This window comes from Litorivita sp. NS0012-18 (assembly GCF_040371945.1).
In the GTDB taxonomy this organism is placed as follows: domain Bacteria; phylum Pseudomonadota; class Alphaproteobacteria; order Rhodobacterales; family Rhodobacteraceae; genus Litorivita.
The window spans coordinates 1,784,898-1,798,919 of the sequence record NZ_BAABWS010000001.1 but is presented as its reverse complement, the minus strand read 5'-3'; the positions used below and the strand labels follow the sequence as shown (position 1 = coordinate 1,798,919).

At 61.5% G+C, this 14,022-nt stretch carries 14 protein-coding genes; 8 read left to right on the top strand and 6 right to left on the bottom strand.

Annotated features, from left to right (window positions below):
* Positions 1–267 precede the first annotated feature (267 nt).
* Positions 268–1,140 carry a hypothetical protein gene (locus ABWV64_RS08655; RefSeq protein WP_353344088.1) on the top strand — a complete coding sequence of 291 codons (873 nt, stop codon included), beginning with the start codon at positions 268–270 and terminating at the stop codon, positions 1,138–1,140.
* 67 nt (positions 1,141–1,207) lie between these two features.
* On the opposite strand, the gene ABWV64_RS08650 is transcribed toward ABWV64_RS08655, so the two are convergent.
* The 4 genes from ABWV64_RS08650 to hemP all read right to left on the bottom strand — a co-directional run bounded on the left by ABWV64_RS08650 (position 1,208) and on the right by hemP (position 4,216).
* Positions 1,208–2,089 (bottom strand): FkbM family methyltransferase, encoded by an 882-nt coding sequence (locus ABWV64_RS08650; protein WP_353344086.1) that lies wholly within the window; start codon positions 2,087–2,089, stop codon positions 1,208–1,210.
* Positions 2,086–2,940: a hypothetical protein gene (locus ABWV64_RS08645; protein ID WP_353344084.1), complete on the bottom strand. Its 855-nt coding sequence runs from the start codon at positions 2,938–2,940 to the stop codon at positions 2,086–2,088. Before ABWV64_RS08645 ends, ABWV64_RS08650 begins: the two co-directional genes overlap by 4 nt.
* A gap of 34 nt (positions 2,941–2,974) precedes the next feature.
* The gene (locus tag ABWV64_RS08640) at positions 2,975–3,859 is read right to left on the bottom strand and encodes a hypothetical protein (protein WP_353344082.1); all 885 of its coding nucleotides are present in this window, start codon (positions 3,857–3,859) and stop codon (positions 2,975–2,977) included.
* 159 nt (positions 3,860–4,018) lie between these two features.
* Positions 4,019–4,216: a hemin uptake protein HemP gene (hemP, locus tag ABWV64_RS08635; protein WP_353344080.1), complete on the bottom strand. Its 198-nt coding sequence runs from the start codon at positions 4,214–4,216 to the stop codon at positions 4,019–4,021.
* Between the two features lie 325 nt (positions 4,217–4,541).
* Here hemP and ABWV64_RS08630 point away from each other — a divergent pair, with 325 nt between their 5' ends.
* The 7 genes from ABWV64_RS08630 (at position 4,542) to pqqE (ending at position 10,579) form a co-directional block, all read left to right on the top strand.
* Positions 4,542–4,994 (top strand): (2Fe-2S)-binding protein, encoded by a 453-nt coding sequence (locus ABWV64_RS08630; protein WP_353344078.1) that lies wholly within the window; start codon positions 4,542–4,544, stop codon positions 4,992–4,994.
* 10 nt (positions 4,995–5,004) lie between these two features.
* A complete protein-coding gene (locus tag ABWV64_RS08625; protein WP_353344076.1) occupies positions 5,005–7,272 on the top strand; it encodes a xanthine dehydrogenase family protein molybdopterin-binding subunit in 2,268 nt (755 codons plus the stop codon).
* A 156-nt stretch (positions 7,273–7,428) separates the two neighbouring features.
* A complete protein-coding gene (gene pqqA / locus ABWV64_RS08620; protein WP_353344074.1) occupies positions 7,429–7,533 on the top strand; it encodes a pyrroloquinoline quinone precursor peptide PqqA in 105 nt (34 codons plus the stop codon).
* A 22-nt stretch (positions 7,534–7,555) separates the two neighbouring features.
* The gene (gene pqqB / locus ABWV64_RS08615) at positions 7,556–8,446 is read left to right on the top strand and encodes a pyrroloquinoline quinone biosynthesis protein PqqB (protein ID WP_353344072.1); all 891 of its coding nucleotides are present in this window, start codon (positions 7,556–7,558) and stop codon (positions 8,444–8,446) included.
* Complete coding sequence (pqqC, locus tag ABWV64_RS08610) at positions 8,443–9,198, top strand: pyrroloquinoline-quinone synthase PqqC (protein ID WP_353344070.1); 756 nt, start codon at positions 8,443–8,445, stop codon at positions 9,196–9,198. Before pqqB ends, pqqC begins: the two co-directional genes overlap by 4 nt.
* Complete coding sequence (gene pqqD, locus ABWV64_RS08605; protein WP_353344068.1) at positions 9,195–9,470, top strand: pyrroloquinoline quinone biosynthesis peptide chaperone PqqD; 276 nt, start codon at positions 9,195–9,197, stop codon at positions 9,468–9,470. The genes pqqC and pqqD overlap by 4 nt, the downstream gene beginning before the upstream one ends.
* Positions 9,467–10,579 carry a pyrroloquinoline quinone biosynthesis protein PqqE gene (gene pqqE, locus ABWV64_RS08600; RefSeq protein WP_353344066.1) on the top strand — a complete coding sequence of 371 codons (1,113 nt, stop codon included), beginning with the start codon at positions 9,467–9,469 and terminating at the stop codon, positions 10,577–10,579. Before pqqD ends, pqqE begins: the two co-directional genes overlap by 4 nt.
* A 24-nt stretch (positions 10,580–10,603) precedes the next feature.
* On the opposite strand, the gene ABWV64_RS08595 is transcribed toward pqqE, so the two are convergent.
* Positions 10,604–12,820: a hybrid sensor histidine kinase/response regulator gene (locus ABWV64_RS08595; RefSeq protein ID WP_353344064.1), complete on the bottom strand. Its 2,217-nt coding sequence runs from the start codon at positions 12,818–12,820 to the stop codon at positions 10,604–10,606.
* A 10-nt stretch (positions 12,821–12,830) separates the two neighbouring features.
* Positions 12,831–13,988, bottom strand: a complete 1,158-nt coding sequence (locus ABWV64_RS08590) for an FIST N-terminal domain-containing protein (RefSeq protein WP_353344062.1) — start codon at positions 13,986–13,988, stop codon at positions 12,831–12,833.
* Positions 13,989–14,022: the final 34 nt, after the last annotated feature.

Genomic DNA, 14,022 nt, shown 5'->3' with positions numbered 1-14,022 from the left:
CTCGTTTGCGCCCTTTGGACGCGTTTTCGCCACCCTAACCCAGCGCGCGGCGCATATATAGAGCCGCACCCGCCGCCATCAGGCAAGGCAAAGCCGATGGTGCAGCCATGCAACGCCGCCGCCCGCAATGCCCGCCAAGCCCAAGGCTTTGGCAATATTTATGGCGCTAGGATCAAAACAGCATTAATTTCGGGCCAAGACCTGCAAGAAACGGGCCGGTATCACATTGAGGCAAAGGGCGCGCCGACCGCCGCCCGAGGAGAGATCATGAGTAAAGACTATCAAATCGCAGCCCTGTGGATGCAGGGATCTCTGAGCTTTTTAGAGCAACTGTGCCTCAAATCCTTCGTCGATGCGGGCCATCATGTGAAGCTTTACCATTACGGCGAATTGCAAAATGTCCCCGAGGGGATCGAATTGGCCGATGCCGACGATATTTTGCCCGATTACAACGTGCTCACCCATGCGCGCACCGGCAGCCCCGCGCTGCATTCGGATATTTTCCGCTACAAGATGCTGGAAAAAAATACCGATACGATCTGGGCCGATACGGACGCCTATTGCGTCAAACGCTTCGAGACGCCGAACGGGCATTTTTACGGCTGGGAGTCGGACAAACATATCAACGGCGGGGTTTTGGGCCTGCCGCAAGACAGCGACACTTTGCGCGAGCTGTTGGAATTTACCTCTGACGAATATGCCATACCCGAATATTACGGCGAGGATTACGTCAAGGAGCTCGAAGAGGCGCGCGAGGCGGGCAATCCGGTCCATGCCTCCGAGCAGCCTTGGGGCGTTTGGGGGCCGCATGCGGTCACGCATTTCTTGCATAAGACCGGCGAGGCGAAATATGCCCTGCCGCAAGAGGGGCTTTATCCCTTCACCTTCCGCGACCGGCGCAAGATGCTCAAACGCAACTTCGACGCCTCGCCCTATGTCACCGAAAACACCTATTCGATCCATCTTTACGGGCGCCGGATGCGCGCGCGTCTGGTCGAAAAGGAAGGCGGCGCGCCGCATCGCAAATCATTGCTCGGGCAATTGTTGATCAAACACGGGATCAACCCCGCCGATGCGCCCCTGCCGCCGTCAAAAGCGCAGGTCGAGGCCGCCAAGGCCGAAGCGGAAGGCAAGGCCTGAGCGCCCGCCGAGCAGAGGCGATATAGAGACTATTTAAGCGCAAAGCGGGGCTTTTCGGCCCCGTTTTCTATAGATCGCGCCGCGCGTCTGCGGGCACCATGGCGAAATAGCGCTCGATCTCTGCCCCATCGATCAGGCCGCGCGATTGCAGCTGCTCTAGCGCATAAAGCGTGAGGTCATAATTGCCCATGATGCTGTCGGCGATCACGGCCAGCTTGCGCATCTGGTCGTCCGAATAGCTGTTCACGAGGCGCATATTGCGCAAGAAGAACGCATCGCCATCCACCGCTTGGGCAAATTGCGCGCGTTTGAGGCGGCGTTTGAAGCCTTTGGCGAGGCTGGCATGTTTGAGCGTGGCAAAGCGCAGAAATTCGAACCCCTGCGCGACCAATTCGGCCTCAAGCTCGCCATAGCGCGGCTCGCCGAGGTAGAGCGGGAACATGCGCACTTCGGTTTGCACGGCAATCGCACCCGACAGCTTCTTGACCCCGTTCGAGATGATCGCCGTCTCGCTGCCCTGCACGTCGATCTTGAGAAAATCGACTTTTCCCACGGGTTTGAGACTATCGAGCCGCCGCGTCGGCATGTCGATAGCTGCCTTTTCGGTCATGCCTTTTTCAAAATGCAGATAGGCGGCGCTGGCCGGATCGGCGGGGAAAATCGAGGTGAACCCCGTGGATTGATAAAGATGCAGGGTCTTTTTCTTACCGTCGCCCAAAGCGTGCGGCAGATAGGTTTCGGCATCGGATTTGCGCGCCTCCAGCGCGGCGAGCGCCTCTTCTTGCGGCTCGAATCCGGTAACATTGGCATAGCCGCTGTCCAAAAGCGCCTGATAAGACACCTCGCCCTCGATCGGATTGGCGCCGATGTCGAGCACCTCGATCTTGCCATCCAGCGAGACGGTTTGAACCAGCAGATCAAGGCGGGCACGGTTGGCGGTGATGGTCATGATTTGCCCTCTCTCTCCTGTAGCGCGGCCTTGATCGCGACCCTTTGGTCGCGGCTCGCTTCGGCCAGCACGCGGCGCAGGCGGTGTTTGTGGTAATTTTTTTCGCCCGACTGCACCCGCGCCAGAACATTGGCATAGCTCACCGCAGGATGAAAGGCCCGCGCGGGATCGGGGGCATCGCGCTGGGTTTCGAACAAATGCGGTGGATTAGTGTCGAAATTTGCGCGGTCGAACATCTGCGGCAAGAGGCTCTCGAGGGCGCGGTGGGGCAGGCCGTCGGCCAAGGCGACGCTGGCGAGGATTGCCTCGTCGTTGATCTTTTCGCGGGGGCATTCGGTGAGGGCGCGGATGCGCAGCGCCTTCATCAACCGCACCGCGCGGGCCGAGGCGCGGCTGACCGGAAAAATGCACCCGTCGCGCGGCTCATAGCCCAGTTGCGCCAAACCGCGCGAATAGCGTTTGGGCGCGTCATGGCGGGCAAGCTGCGCGGCGAGGATGTCGTAGGGGCAGGCGGCAAGCGCCGTCATCAGCGCGCGGGCGGCCTGCGGGCCAAAGAACACATCCGATTCGATCAACAAGTAATGATCCCGATCCGGATAGGCCTCGACGGCGGCGTAGTAGCACATATCGCCGCACAGCCACCCCCAGTTGTCGGGCAAAGGCGCAAGGCCCAGCGCGCCAAGCCCCTCGGCGGTCAGGGCGATTTTGGCATAGGGGCCGGTATCGACGGCGCCGCGGCTCTCGTCGCAGACAAACACCACCTCGGCCCCTGCGCTGGCAAGGTTGGCGGCAAGCGCCTGCGCCACGTCGTCGAAGGCAAGGGCGCGGATCAAGGTAAGCGTGCGGGGCATGATCGTCAGGGCTTTCAAATATCAAAACGGGGGGTCAGGCCGAAATAAGCGTGACGCCCTCCATAGAGGCAATGCGTTCCAAATCCGTTTCATAGTTTTGGGTCATGCGCTCGAAGGTGTCCGCCGCCCATCCGGGCAGATCGATATCGATTGCAATCTGGTCGGGGCGGGCGAATTTTTCCATGAAAATCTCGATCACGCGCATCCGCGCCGTCTCGCTCAACTCGCTGCGCGCATCGAGGTAGGAGACAAGTCGCGCGTGGCCGTCGGGCGTCAGAATCGGGCCGAGCGGGTCGAGCGTGCCGCCCAAAGCCGCATCCTCCCCGACCCCCAAAGCGGCGCGCATGATCTGCGGCCAGACAAAGGGCAGCTCTTCCTTGGTCCACAGGATCAGCGGGACATCAGGGTTTTTCGCCTGCACCCGCGCGATCACATCGGACCAGCGCAGCGCCATAATGTCGGCGCCGCCGGTGATCTCAGCATAGGTGCCATAGGCGCCGCTTTGCACCAGTTCTGCGATCAGCATCGCCGGATTGCTCAGCCCCATAAGAAAGCTAAAGCGCGCATCGGGGAAAAGCGCGCGGGTCCATGCGGGGATGTCGCCCGCCGCGCCGAAAAACAACCCGTCGTCAAAGGCGGCATCGGCATTGCCGATCTGCTCGGTGTCGACGAAAAAGACGCGCCCCTCGCCCTCCGCCAGCCCCGAAAAGAGCAGGTTGTCTTGCGCCTCGGCGGGGGCGGGTTTGCCGCGCAGCCCTTCGGCCAGACGGCCCAGCGCGCGGCGGTAGTATTTAGGGCGTGGCACAGCGCAGTTTTGCGCGGCCAAAAGCGCGTCATTCTTGCGCAAGGACCAGATCAGCCCGTCGCTGCCATCCATCGCAGACCCGATTTGCAGCGCCACATGCACCGTTTTGGTCATCGGCCAAAGCCCTCTCAACAGGCGCAAAAACACTTTGGTTTGCGCATGTTGGAAGCCTAGCACGCCTGAAGCGCGGCGCGCAACGCGGGCGGCAAGAGCGACGGCCAGACGGGTGGCAAGCGGGGCAGGCGCGGCAAAATCCCTGCCTGCGCCGCGCGGCTATTTGGTCAAGATCAGCTTGCCCGCGCGGGTGATGCGCAGGGTGTAGGTTTGATCGCCCAGCTGGATATAGGCAAGGTTGCCGCCCGCCGTCAGGCCTTCGGCGCTATGGACCGGATGGTGGTCCGGATAGGCCGCCGCGCGGGCGGATTGGGGCGTGTCGTGATCGGGCGAAGCGGTCCAGTTCGTATGCAGCATGGCAAATGTCCTTTTTGGGAGGAAAGGGAGGGGTTTTCAGGTCGGGCGGTTGGCTGCGCTGGGCTTGGCTGTTTTTAATTCTGATCAATTTAATCAGGTATGTCAACATGACTATTAGAGTCAGGATAAAATTGCTGCAGATGCATAAGACTAAGGGATTACGACCATAGTCGTAAAACCCCCCATTACCGATATGCGAAATTCATTTCCGCACTAAGCTTTGCGGGCCTGCGCCTTTGTTTGGGAGGAGAAAGACGCGGCCAATAGGCGCGCGGAATTGGACGCGCTGCGAGTAATAATTCAACGTTTTCAGGGAGGAAACGATATGAAGACCCTAAAGGTGAACGGCACCGACCGCGCGGTCGATGTCGCAGATGGGACGCCCCTCTTGTGGGTGATCCGCGATTCTCTTGATCTTCCAGGCACGAAATTCGGCTGTGGCGCGGGGCTTTGCGGGGCTTGCACCGTGCATGTGAACGGCACGGCCGTGCGCTCGTGCCAGACCCAGATCGACTCGTTGTCCGATGGCGATGAGGTCACAACCATCGAAGGATTGAGCGCCGACGGGGATCATCCGTTGCAAAAAGCATGGATCGAAGAGCAGGTGCCGCAATGCGGCTATTGCCAGTCCGGCCAGTTGATGCAGGCCGCCGATCTGTTGTCGAGCAACCCCTCGCCCAGCAGCGAAGAGATCCGCAGCGCCATGTCCGGCAACCTGTGCCGCTGCATGACCTATGATCGTATCGAAAGCGCCATCATGCGCGCCTCGAAAGCGTGAGGAGCAGAACATGACATATCAAGACAAACCCGCACAGCCCGAGCTTAGCCGCCGCGGCTTCCTTGTCGCCTCTGCTGCCACCGGCGCTTTGTCGCTCGGCTATGGCGTCATGCCCACGGGCGCGGATGCGGCCAGCCATGCGGCCTCGATCTCGCCCTCGATGTTCTATGACATCCACGCGGACGGGCGCATCGTTGTGCATATCCCCAAGGCCGAAATGGGCCAGCATGTCGGCACCGCCCTGTCTCAGGCTCTGGCCGAGGAGCTGGAATGCGACTGGTCGAAAATCGAATTGGCCTATGTGGGGTTCAACCCTGCCTTTGGCCTGCATATCACCGGCGGATCGTGGTCGGTCAACTGGACCTTTGACGCGCTCAGCCGCGCGGGCGCCGCAGGGCGGATCGCGCTTGTCGAGGCCGCAGCGGAAAAATTGGGCGGCACGGCGGCCGATTACACCGTCGAGAACGGGGTGATTTCGGGCGGCGGCAAATCCGTCTCTTACGGGGATCTCGTCGCCATGGGCATCGAGCCGCGCGCATTTAGCGAAGACGAGATGAAGGCTTTGAGCCTCAAGGGCGCAGGAGATCGCAAGATCGTCGGGCAATCCATTCCCGCGCTCGATATTCCGGCCAAAACCAACGGCACCGCCAAATACGGCATCGACGTGCAGCTCGACGGTATGGTCTATGCCACGCCCGCCGAGCCGCCGGTGCGTTACGGTGCCTCGGTCAAATCGGTGGATGACAGCAAAGCCAAGATGATCAAAGGCTATGAGCGCTATGTCATCGTCAATGATCCGCTTGGCACGCAAACCGGCCTCGTGATGGCGATTGCCGACAGCTATTGGAACGCCAAACAGGCCGCAGAGGCGCTGCAGATCGATTATGATCTGGGGCCGAATGCGGCGGTTGATCTGGCCGCGATCCATGCCGAAAACGCGCGTTTGATCGAGACCGGAGAGGCCACGCGACTGTTCCTCAATGACGGCGATGCCGATGCGGGACTGGCCGCTGCGGACAAGGTGATGGAGGCGGTTTACGAGACCGGCGTCAATATCCACGCGCCGCTGGAGCCGATGAATTGCACCGTCGATATCAGCGCCGATGGCACCTATAACATCTATGCAGGCAACCAGTTCCAAACCCTGGTGATGGGTCTGGTCGGCGCGCTGGGCGTGGCCCCCGAAAAGATCATGTTCCACCAACATATGCTTGGCGGCGGCTTCGGGCGGCGTCTGGATTGCGACTATGTGGTCATGGCCTGCCTGACCGCCAAAGAGGTCGGCAAACCGGTCAAGATGGTCTATTCGCGCGAGGTCGATATGCAGGTGGACTTTACCCGCCCTGCGGCCACCGTGGCGATGAAAGCGGGCCTCAAAGGCGGCAAGATCGACACATGGCACGTCAGCTCGGCCTCGGCATGGGCCTCGGCGCGTCAGGCGCCCGCCTTTCTTGCGCCGGACCTGTCGGGCGATCCCGAGAAGAAGTTGGACGGGTTTGCCGTCAACGGCGCCGATCATTGGTATACGATGCCGAACCAAAAGGTGCTCTTGTCGATGAACGCCGTGGCCCAAGGCGCGATGCCTCCGGGGCATTTGCGGTCGGTCGGACCGGGTTGGCAGTTCTTTGCCGGTGAAAGCTTCATCGACGAGATCGCCCATGATCTGGGCGTCGATCCGCTCGAATTGCGGATGTCGATGCTGGACGGTGCGGGAAAGAACGCCGGCGCAGGCATCACCACGGGCGGCGCGAAACGTCTTGCGGCGGTGCTCAAATCGGTGGCGGACCGCTCCGGCTATGGCTCCGATCTGGGCGAGGGCCGCGGCATCGGCCTGTCGGCGGTGACGGCGCAGGAACGCGCCTCGGCCTCTTGGACCGCCTGCGCGGCGGATGTGACGGTGGATAAGGCCACCGGCGCGGTGAAGGTCAACAAGCTGACTTTGGCGATGGATGTGGGGACTTCGGTGAACCCCACCGGCGTCAAGGCACAGCTGACCGGCGGCGCGCTTTGGGGCATGTCGATTGCCTTGCTGGAGGATGGCACCTTTGAAAACGGCGCCATTCAGGATCGCAATTTCGACACCTATACCCCGATGCGGATGTCGGACCTGCCCGAGCTTGACGTCGAATTGCTTGAGGTGAACGGCTATCCGACAGGTTGCGGCGAGCCGGGGACAACGGCGGTCGCGCCTGCGATTGCCAATGCGATCTTTGCCGCCTCTGGCGCGCGGGTGCGTTCCTTGCCGATCACGCCGGAAAAAGTGAAGGCGGCGATGTAGCCGCGTGCTATCATCTCGATAGAATCAACACCGGAAAGGGCGGCGCTCCTGCCCTTTCCACCCGTCATAAGACCGCGCATTACACCCTTAGTCGTATTTGCGCATTCACCCGCAGCGCATAGGCTGCACATAGAAATCTTTAGGGAGGATACTAAGATGGCTTGGACGAAACCGACAGCAGTCGAAATCAACTGCGGTATGGAAATCAACATGTACGGCCCTTCGGAAGACGATCGCGGCGCAGAGCGCGACCTGTTTTAATCCATAAGGACCGATAGCCCCCGTGTTCATTACGATACTTGGCGCGGGCGCGGGCGGTGGCCTTCCGCAATGGAATTGTGGCTGCCGCAACTGCACAGACGCCCGAACGGGCCGACTGCCACCGATGACACAATCGTCGGTGGCGGTTTCCGTTGATGGGGTGGACTGGGTGGTTTTGAACGCCTCGCCCGACATCCGTGCCCAATTCGCCTCCAGCCCGTCGATGCATCCGACATCCCTGCGCGGTAGCCCCGTGCGGGCGGTGGTCTTGACCAATGGCGATATCGACCATGTGGCAGGCTTGCTGACCCTGCGCGAAAAGACGCCTTTCACGGTCTATGCCACATCCGAGACGCTCGGCATTCTGGATCGCGACAGCGTCTTTGCCGTGCTTGATCCGGCACTGGTGAGCAAAGAGACCATCGCGCTTGACGCGGCCTTCAGCCCGCTGGCGGGCCTGCAAATCACCCCCTTCGCGGTTCCTGGAAAAGTGCCGCTCTATATGGAGGGCGCCGAGGTCGATACCGAAGCCATGGGCGAGAATACCGTCGGTTTGCGGATCACCGACGGGGCCAAGGTGCTTTACTATATCCCCGGCTGTGCGACCCTGCCCGATTGGTTGGTGGCGCGGCTTGGCGAGGCGGATATGCTGCTGTTTGACGGCACGGTTTGGGAAAACGACGAGATGGCGCAAACCGGCACCGGCGCGAAAACCGGCGCGCGGATGGGGCATATTTCCATGCGCGGCGATGCAGGCTCTCTGGCCCGATTGAGCGGGCTGACGCAGACGCGCAAACTCTATATCCACATCAACAACACCAATCCGATTTTGCAACCGGACGGGCCGGAACGCGCCGAGGCGCTGGCCCATGGGTGGCAGATCACCGCCGATGGCATGGAGCTTGAATTATGACAAATGCCGCCCTTTTGCCCCCCGACAGCGCCGCCGATTTCGAGGCCCGCCTGCGCCAGATCGGGGCCGAGCGTTATCATGACAAACACCCGTTTCACCAATTGCTGCATTCGGGCGGCTGCACCATCGACCAAGTGCGCGCTTGGGTGATCAACCGTTACTACTACCAAACCCGCATTCCGATGAAGGACGCGGCCTTTATGTCGCGCGTCTCCGATCCCGACCTGCGCCGCGCGTGGCGCTCGCGCATCGAGGATCACGATGGCGGGGTGGAGAGCGGCGGCGGCATTCGCCGTTGGCTCAAACTGGCCGAGGGCGTCGGGCTTGACCCTGATTATGTCGCCTCCGAGGTCGGTATTTTGCCCGCCACCCGTTTTGCCGTGGATGCTTACGTGCGTTTTGTGCGCGACGAGCCGCTCTTGCCCGCCATGGCCTCCTCGCTGACCGAACTCTTCGCGCCGACCATCCATAAAACGCGGATCGCCGGATTGCTGGAGCATTACGATTTCGCCAATCCCGATACGATCGCCTATTTCCAACACCGGTTGACCGAGGCACCCAAGGATGTGGCCTTTGGCCTCAAATGGGTGATGGACCGCGCCCTGACCCGCGCCGACCAAGACGCGGCGGCGGCGGCGCTGACCTTCAAGACCGAGGTGCTTTGGGCGCAGCTTGACGCGCTGCATTCGGCCTATGTCGCCCCCGCCCGCATTCCGCCTGGCGGCTGGCAACCGCATGAAGGGCTGTTGTGAGCGGCGCGATCCCATATCTGCCGCGCGGGGTGCGGCGGCATTTCGACCGCGTGCGCGGACGGGCGGTTTTGCTCGGGCCAGAGCGCGCCTTGATGCTCGACCCCATTGGCGACGCGATCCTCGGCGAACTTGACGGGTCGCGCAGCGAGGCCCAGATCGCCGCCGGTCTGGCCGAACGTTACGGCGCGCCGGTTGAGGCCGTGCAAAGCGACGTTCACGAATTTCTATCCGGCCTAGCCGAAAAGCGCCTTGTCGAGATGAAACAGCCATGAACGCCCCCGCAAAACCACGCCCGAACCCGCCGATTGCGATGCTCGCCGAGCTGACGCACCGCTGTCCGCTGTCCTGCCCTTACTGCTCGAATCCGCAGGAACTCACGGCGATTTCTGCCGAGTTAGAGACTGATCAATGGGCAGATATCTTTCGCCAAGCCGCCGATTTGGGGGTGCTGCAATTGCACCTGTCGGGGGGCGAGCCCGCCTCGCGGCGCGATCTGGTCGATCTGGTGATCGCGGCGCGCGAGGCGGGGCTTTATACCAATCTGATCACCTCGGGCATCGGGTTGACGCCTAAACGGCTCGAGGCGCTCAATGACGCGGGGCTCGATCATATCCAGCTTTCGGTCCAAGGCGTTGCGCCACAACTGGCCGATTGGGTCGGCGGCTATAAGGGCGGGTTCGAGCGCAAGATGCATGTCGCCGAACATATCGCGCGGCTTGGCTTTCCGCTGACGCTCAATGCGGTGATGCACCGCCATAACCTCGATGATCTGCCCGCCACGATCGAGCTTGCGCTCAAGCTTGGCGCGCGGCGGATGGAGGTGGCTTGCGTGCAATTCCAAGGTTGGGCCTTGGAGAATCGCGCGATGTTGCAGCCGACGCGCGAACAGGTCGATGCCGCCAAAGCCTTGGTCGCCAGCGCGCGCGAGACCCATCGCGGCGCATTGGTCATCGATTTCGTGCCGCCCGATTACTACGCCGATTTTCCCAAAGCCTGCATGGGCGGATGGGGCTCGACGGGCCTCAACATCGCGCCGGACGGCAAGGTTCTTCCCTGCCACGCCGCCGAGACGATCCCGCATCTGACCTTCCAACACGCCCAAGACGTGCCATTGGCCGAGATCTGGTATGACGGGCCGGCCTTTGCGGCCTATCGCGGCACCGATTGGATGCCCGACCTGTGCCAAAGCTGCGAGCGGCGCGACGTGGATTTCGGCGGCTGCCGCTGCCAAGCCATGGCCATCGCCGCCGATGCCAGCGCCACCGATCCGGTGTGCCGCAAATCGCCCCATCGCGGGTTGGTCGATGCGCTTTTGGAGGCGGAATTGGGCGCGCAGGCGCAGCAAGACTTCATCTATCGCAAGCTGCCTGCCAAGGCCTGATCCCCCGCCCGATCAGAGCCTGTTTCAGCCCAAATCAACCGGAACCGTCGTGGCAAGGAAGGTTTCCAGATGCCTTGCATCAAGCGGTTTGGCCATCAATTCGGCGCCGATCTTTGCGCATGTCTGGCGCAATTCGACCGAGCGGTTGGCCGAGATAATCCGCGCGGGCACGTCGCCATAGGCGCGGCGCAACCGCGCCAAAACGTCCAAACCGCTTTCGCCGTTGTCGAGTTGATAGTCGATGAGCATCGCATCGGGTTTGATCTGGATTTCGTCGAGCAGCGCCATCGCCTCATCGCCCGAGCGCACATCCAGAACCGAGGCGTTCCATTTGCCCAATAGCAGGCTGATCGCGCGGCGCACTTCGATATCATTCTCGACCAAAAGCACGATCAATCCGCTTTCCGTCAGCTTGCGTTCGGGGCGCGGCGCGGGGGTCGTCACGGGCAGCGCCTTGCCGCCCTCGGCCACCTGCATATTGACGAAAAACCCCGTGCCCTGCCCCGGAACGGACCAAAGGCTGAGTTGATGGCCCAGCCGCGCGCAGGCGCGTTCGACAATCGCAAGCCCGAGGCCCAGACCTTCGGGCGCGCTGGCGGAGGTGTCGAGGCGGTGGAACTCTTGGAAAATCGCGCTTTGATGCTCGTCGGCAATCCCCGGTCCGGTGTCCCACACCTCAAGCCGCACCGACCCGCCGTTGCGCCGCACCCCTACAACCACGCGGCCCTTATCGGTATAACGGATCGCATTGGCGATGAGGTTTTGCAAAATCCGGCTGATAAACAACGGGTTGGAATAGACCATCGCCGATGTGCCGACGACGCGGAAATCAAGGCCCTTCATCTCGGCATGTGGGGCAAATTCGTCGCGCAGACGGGCCAGAACGCGGCCCAAGGGAACGGCGGTTTGCTCAAGCCCCGCCGTGCCCGCGTCCAGCTTGGAGATATCGAGCAGCGCCTCGATGATGTTCTCGACGCTTTCCAGCGCGCCAAAGGCTTTGCGCACGATGTCCTTTTCGGCCGGATCGCGGTCGGTTTCGGCCAAGGAGGCGACATAGAGCTTGGCCGCCGACAGAGGCTGCAACAAATCGTGGCTGGCCGCCGCGACAAAGCGCGATTTGGAGGCATTGGCGCGCTCCGCCGCGCCCAAAGCATGTTCCAGCTCCAGAGTCCGCTCGGCCACGCGCTCTTCGAGCAAGGCATTGGCTTCAAACAATCTTTTGGCGGCTTCACGCTCTGCAGTGATATCGGTGAGCGAGACCACAAAACCGCGATCGGGCATCTCTTGGGCGAAGAAATCCAAAATCGCGCCGCTTTTATGGCGCAGCTCAAAGGACAGCGGGCGGCGTTTTTTCGGCGCGTTGATCCATTCCAGCACCGCCTCGCGCGGCATAGAGGCGGGAAATTCCAACCGGTCCTGCATCCGGTCGAACAGCGTATCGAAATGCGCGCCAAAGCGGAATTGCGAGGCCGGAAGCGCGAGCAATTGCCCGATCCGGCGGTTCCACCCCACCAGATGCGTGTCCTTGTCGAAAATCCCGACGCCTTGGTTCAAATGGTCCAACGTGGCGCGGATCATGATCGCCTGTTGGTCCATCAACTTGTCGCGCGCCTCGCGCTCCAGCCGCATGATATCGGTGACGTCGGTTTGCAAAATCACCGTGCCGCCATCGGGCGTGCGGTGCGCCGAAACCTGCACCCAGCGATTGCCGACCAGTTTGACGTTAAAAATCGCGTGCTGGTCTTCGTGCCGCTCGATCCGCATCTTGCGCCATTCGGCGCGCTCTTCCTCATTGCGCAAATCGATGCTGGCGCTGCGGCTGACGGCATCGACATATTCGGCAAAGCTCATGCCGGGGAAAAGTTGCTCTTTGAGATCGCCCAGATGCATCGAAAACCGTAGGTTATAAAGCACCAAAAGGTCATCGGGGCTAAAGAGCGCGAATCCTTCTTCCACCGCTTCAATCGCGGCGGTCAGATCCGAGCGCGCGGCCTCTGTCGCGCGGTTGGCTTCGGCCAGACGGGCATTGGATTCGTTGAGCAAATCGAGCACTCGCTCGAGGTCTTGGGTGCGTTGGCGGACCTGATCTTCGAGCAGCGCGGCGCGTTCGAATTGCGCATAGGCGGCGCCGGATTGATCGGTCACCTGCTCGACCCGCCGCATCAATGCGTCGGTGATCTGCAGCAGCTTTTCATGCTGCCGCTCCAGCGAGTCGTCGGGATTGAGCAAAGAGTGCACCATTAAGCGGCCTTCACGATTCGGGCAGGTAGATCGCAACACCTGTCATTGTGTGGTTCACATGTTTGGCGTCAATCTGTTCGCCGTAGGTGGCAAAGCCGACAACGCGGTTTTCCTTGAGAATTTTGGAAATCTTGCTGGTCTGCTGGTCCTGTTCGGCCTCGATCCGCCGCAGCAGGCAATCACAGGCAAAGATCGTATCGAGCGGCCCCGCATCGGCGAGCTTTTTCAACTCGCGCTGCAGATGGTCGGCAAGGTCTTCGGGTTCGGCCAAAGTCAGCACCAATCCCTCATCAATGGCCGAGAAAAACACCAGATCATCGCTGTCCTCGATGCGCTGGATGGCGCGGACGTGATGGGCGCCGCCGATGCGCACCACCACCGGATGGGCCGCGTAGGTGAAGGTATCAAGCTGCTCGGGCACCATCCCCAAGATGCGCGCATATTCGCGCGCGGCGGGTTCGGCGTTGATTTCATGCACAACGCGGCGGGACGGATCGGCGCGGGTCACCACCATGCGGGTATCGGTCGGCGTCAGATGTGCGAGGCTGAAGACCTTTACGGGGCAACGGGTGCGCACCAAGGACAGGACCGCCGCGTTTTGATAGGTTTTGCCGCCGTAGGAGACATAGGTATCGGCAAAATCCTCGCCGTCCCCTGCAGAGCCGCCGAAAAGCTGCATCGGGCCAAGACCGGGCGCGAGGGCGCTCATCAATTCGTCTTCTTTGCGCGACAATCCGTCGACCGTGAGAAAGGCGAACTCATGGGCCATATCGCGCGCATCATGGGTCAGTTTCGCGCGGGCGCGGATCACATCACCGATCAGGGTTTGCGGGTCGATCTCGTCCAGCGGTTCGATCAACATCGTATCGGCGAGAAACAGGCGCGACGGCAGGGCCACGGCGACGATTTCGCCCTCGGTATAGCCTTCGGCGGAAATCTCGCCCGCCGTGGTGCAGCACACCACCGGCGTATCGCCGAAACATTCGTCGGCGCGGCGCACGACGTGGTCGAAATCGGCCGTGTTAGAGACGAAAAGATAGATCAAAGACAGCTCTTCGGCGCCGAGCGCGGCGCGCAGATCGGCGACCGGATCATCCGCATCGCAAGCAACATGAGCCGTCAGCAGCGCGGAGCCGGCTGCAAAAGCAGGTGGAAGTGTTTGGCCCATTCTCCTCCCCGATCATAGGCGCGATCTGTTTGAC

What these genes read in the sequence shown, in the direction of transcription:
- ABWV64_RS08590 (WP_353344062.1), bottom strand. Translation starts at nt 13,988, where the DNA reads ATGGGCCAAACACTTCCACCTGCTTTTGCAGCCGGCTCCGCGCTGCTG.
- pqqE (WP_353344066.1), top strand. Translation starts at nt 9,467, where the DNA reads ATGAACGCCCCCGCAAAACCACGCCCGAACCCGCCGATTGCGATGCTC.
- pqqA (WP_353344074.1), top strand. Translation starts at nt 7,429, where the DNA reads ATGGCTTGGACGAAACCGACAGCAGTCGAAATCAACTGCGGTATGGAA.
- pqqC (WP_353344070.1), top strand. Translation starts at nt 8,443, where the DNA reads ATGACAAATGCCGCCCTTTTGCCCCCCGACAGCGCCGCCGATTTCGAG.
- ABWV64_RS08625 (WP_353344076.1), top strand. Translation starts at nt 5,005, where the DNA reads ATGACATATCAAGACAAACCCGCACAGCCCGAGCTTAGCCGCCGCGGC.
- ABWV64_RS08655 (WP_353344088.1), top strand. Translation starts at nt 268, where the DNA reads ATGAGTAAAGACTATCAAATCGCAGCCCTGTGGATGCAGGGATCTCTG.
- ABWV64_RS08645 (WP_353344084.1), bottom strand. Translation starts at nt 2,940, where the DNA reads ATGCCCCGCACGCTTACCTTGATCCGCGCCCTTGCCTTCGACGACGTG.
- ABWV64_RS08640 (WP_353344082.1), bottom strand. Translation starts at nt 3,859, where the DNA reads ATGACCAAAACGGTGCATGTGGCGCTGCAAATCGGGTCTGCGATGGAT.
- ABWV64_RS08595 (WP_353344064.1), bottom strand. Translation starts at nt 12,820, where the DNA reads ATGGTGCACTCTTTGCTCAATCCCGACGACTCGCTGGAGCGGCAGCAT.
- ABWV64_RS08650 (WP_353344086.1), bottom strand. Translation starts at nt 2,089, where the DNA reads ATGACCATCACCGCCAACCGTGCCCGCCTTGATCTGCTGGTTCAAACC.
- ABWV64_RS08630 (WP_353344078.1), top strand. Translation starts at nt 4,542, where the DNA reads ATGAAGACCCTAAAGGTGAACGGCACCGACCGCGCGGTCGATGTCGCA.
- hemP (WP_353344080.1), bottom strand. Translation starts at nt 4,216, where the DNA reads ATGCTGCATACGAACTGGACCGCTTCGCCCGATCACGACACGCCCCAA.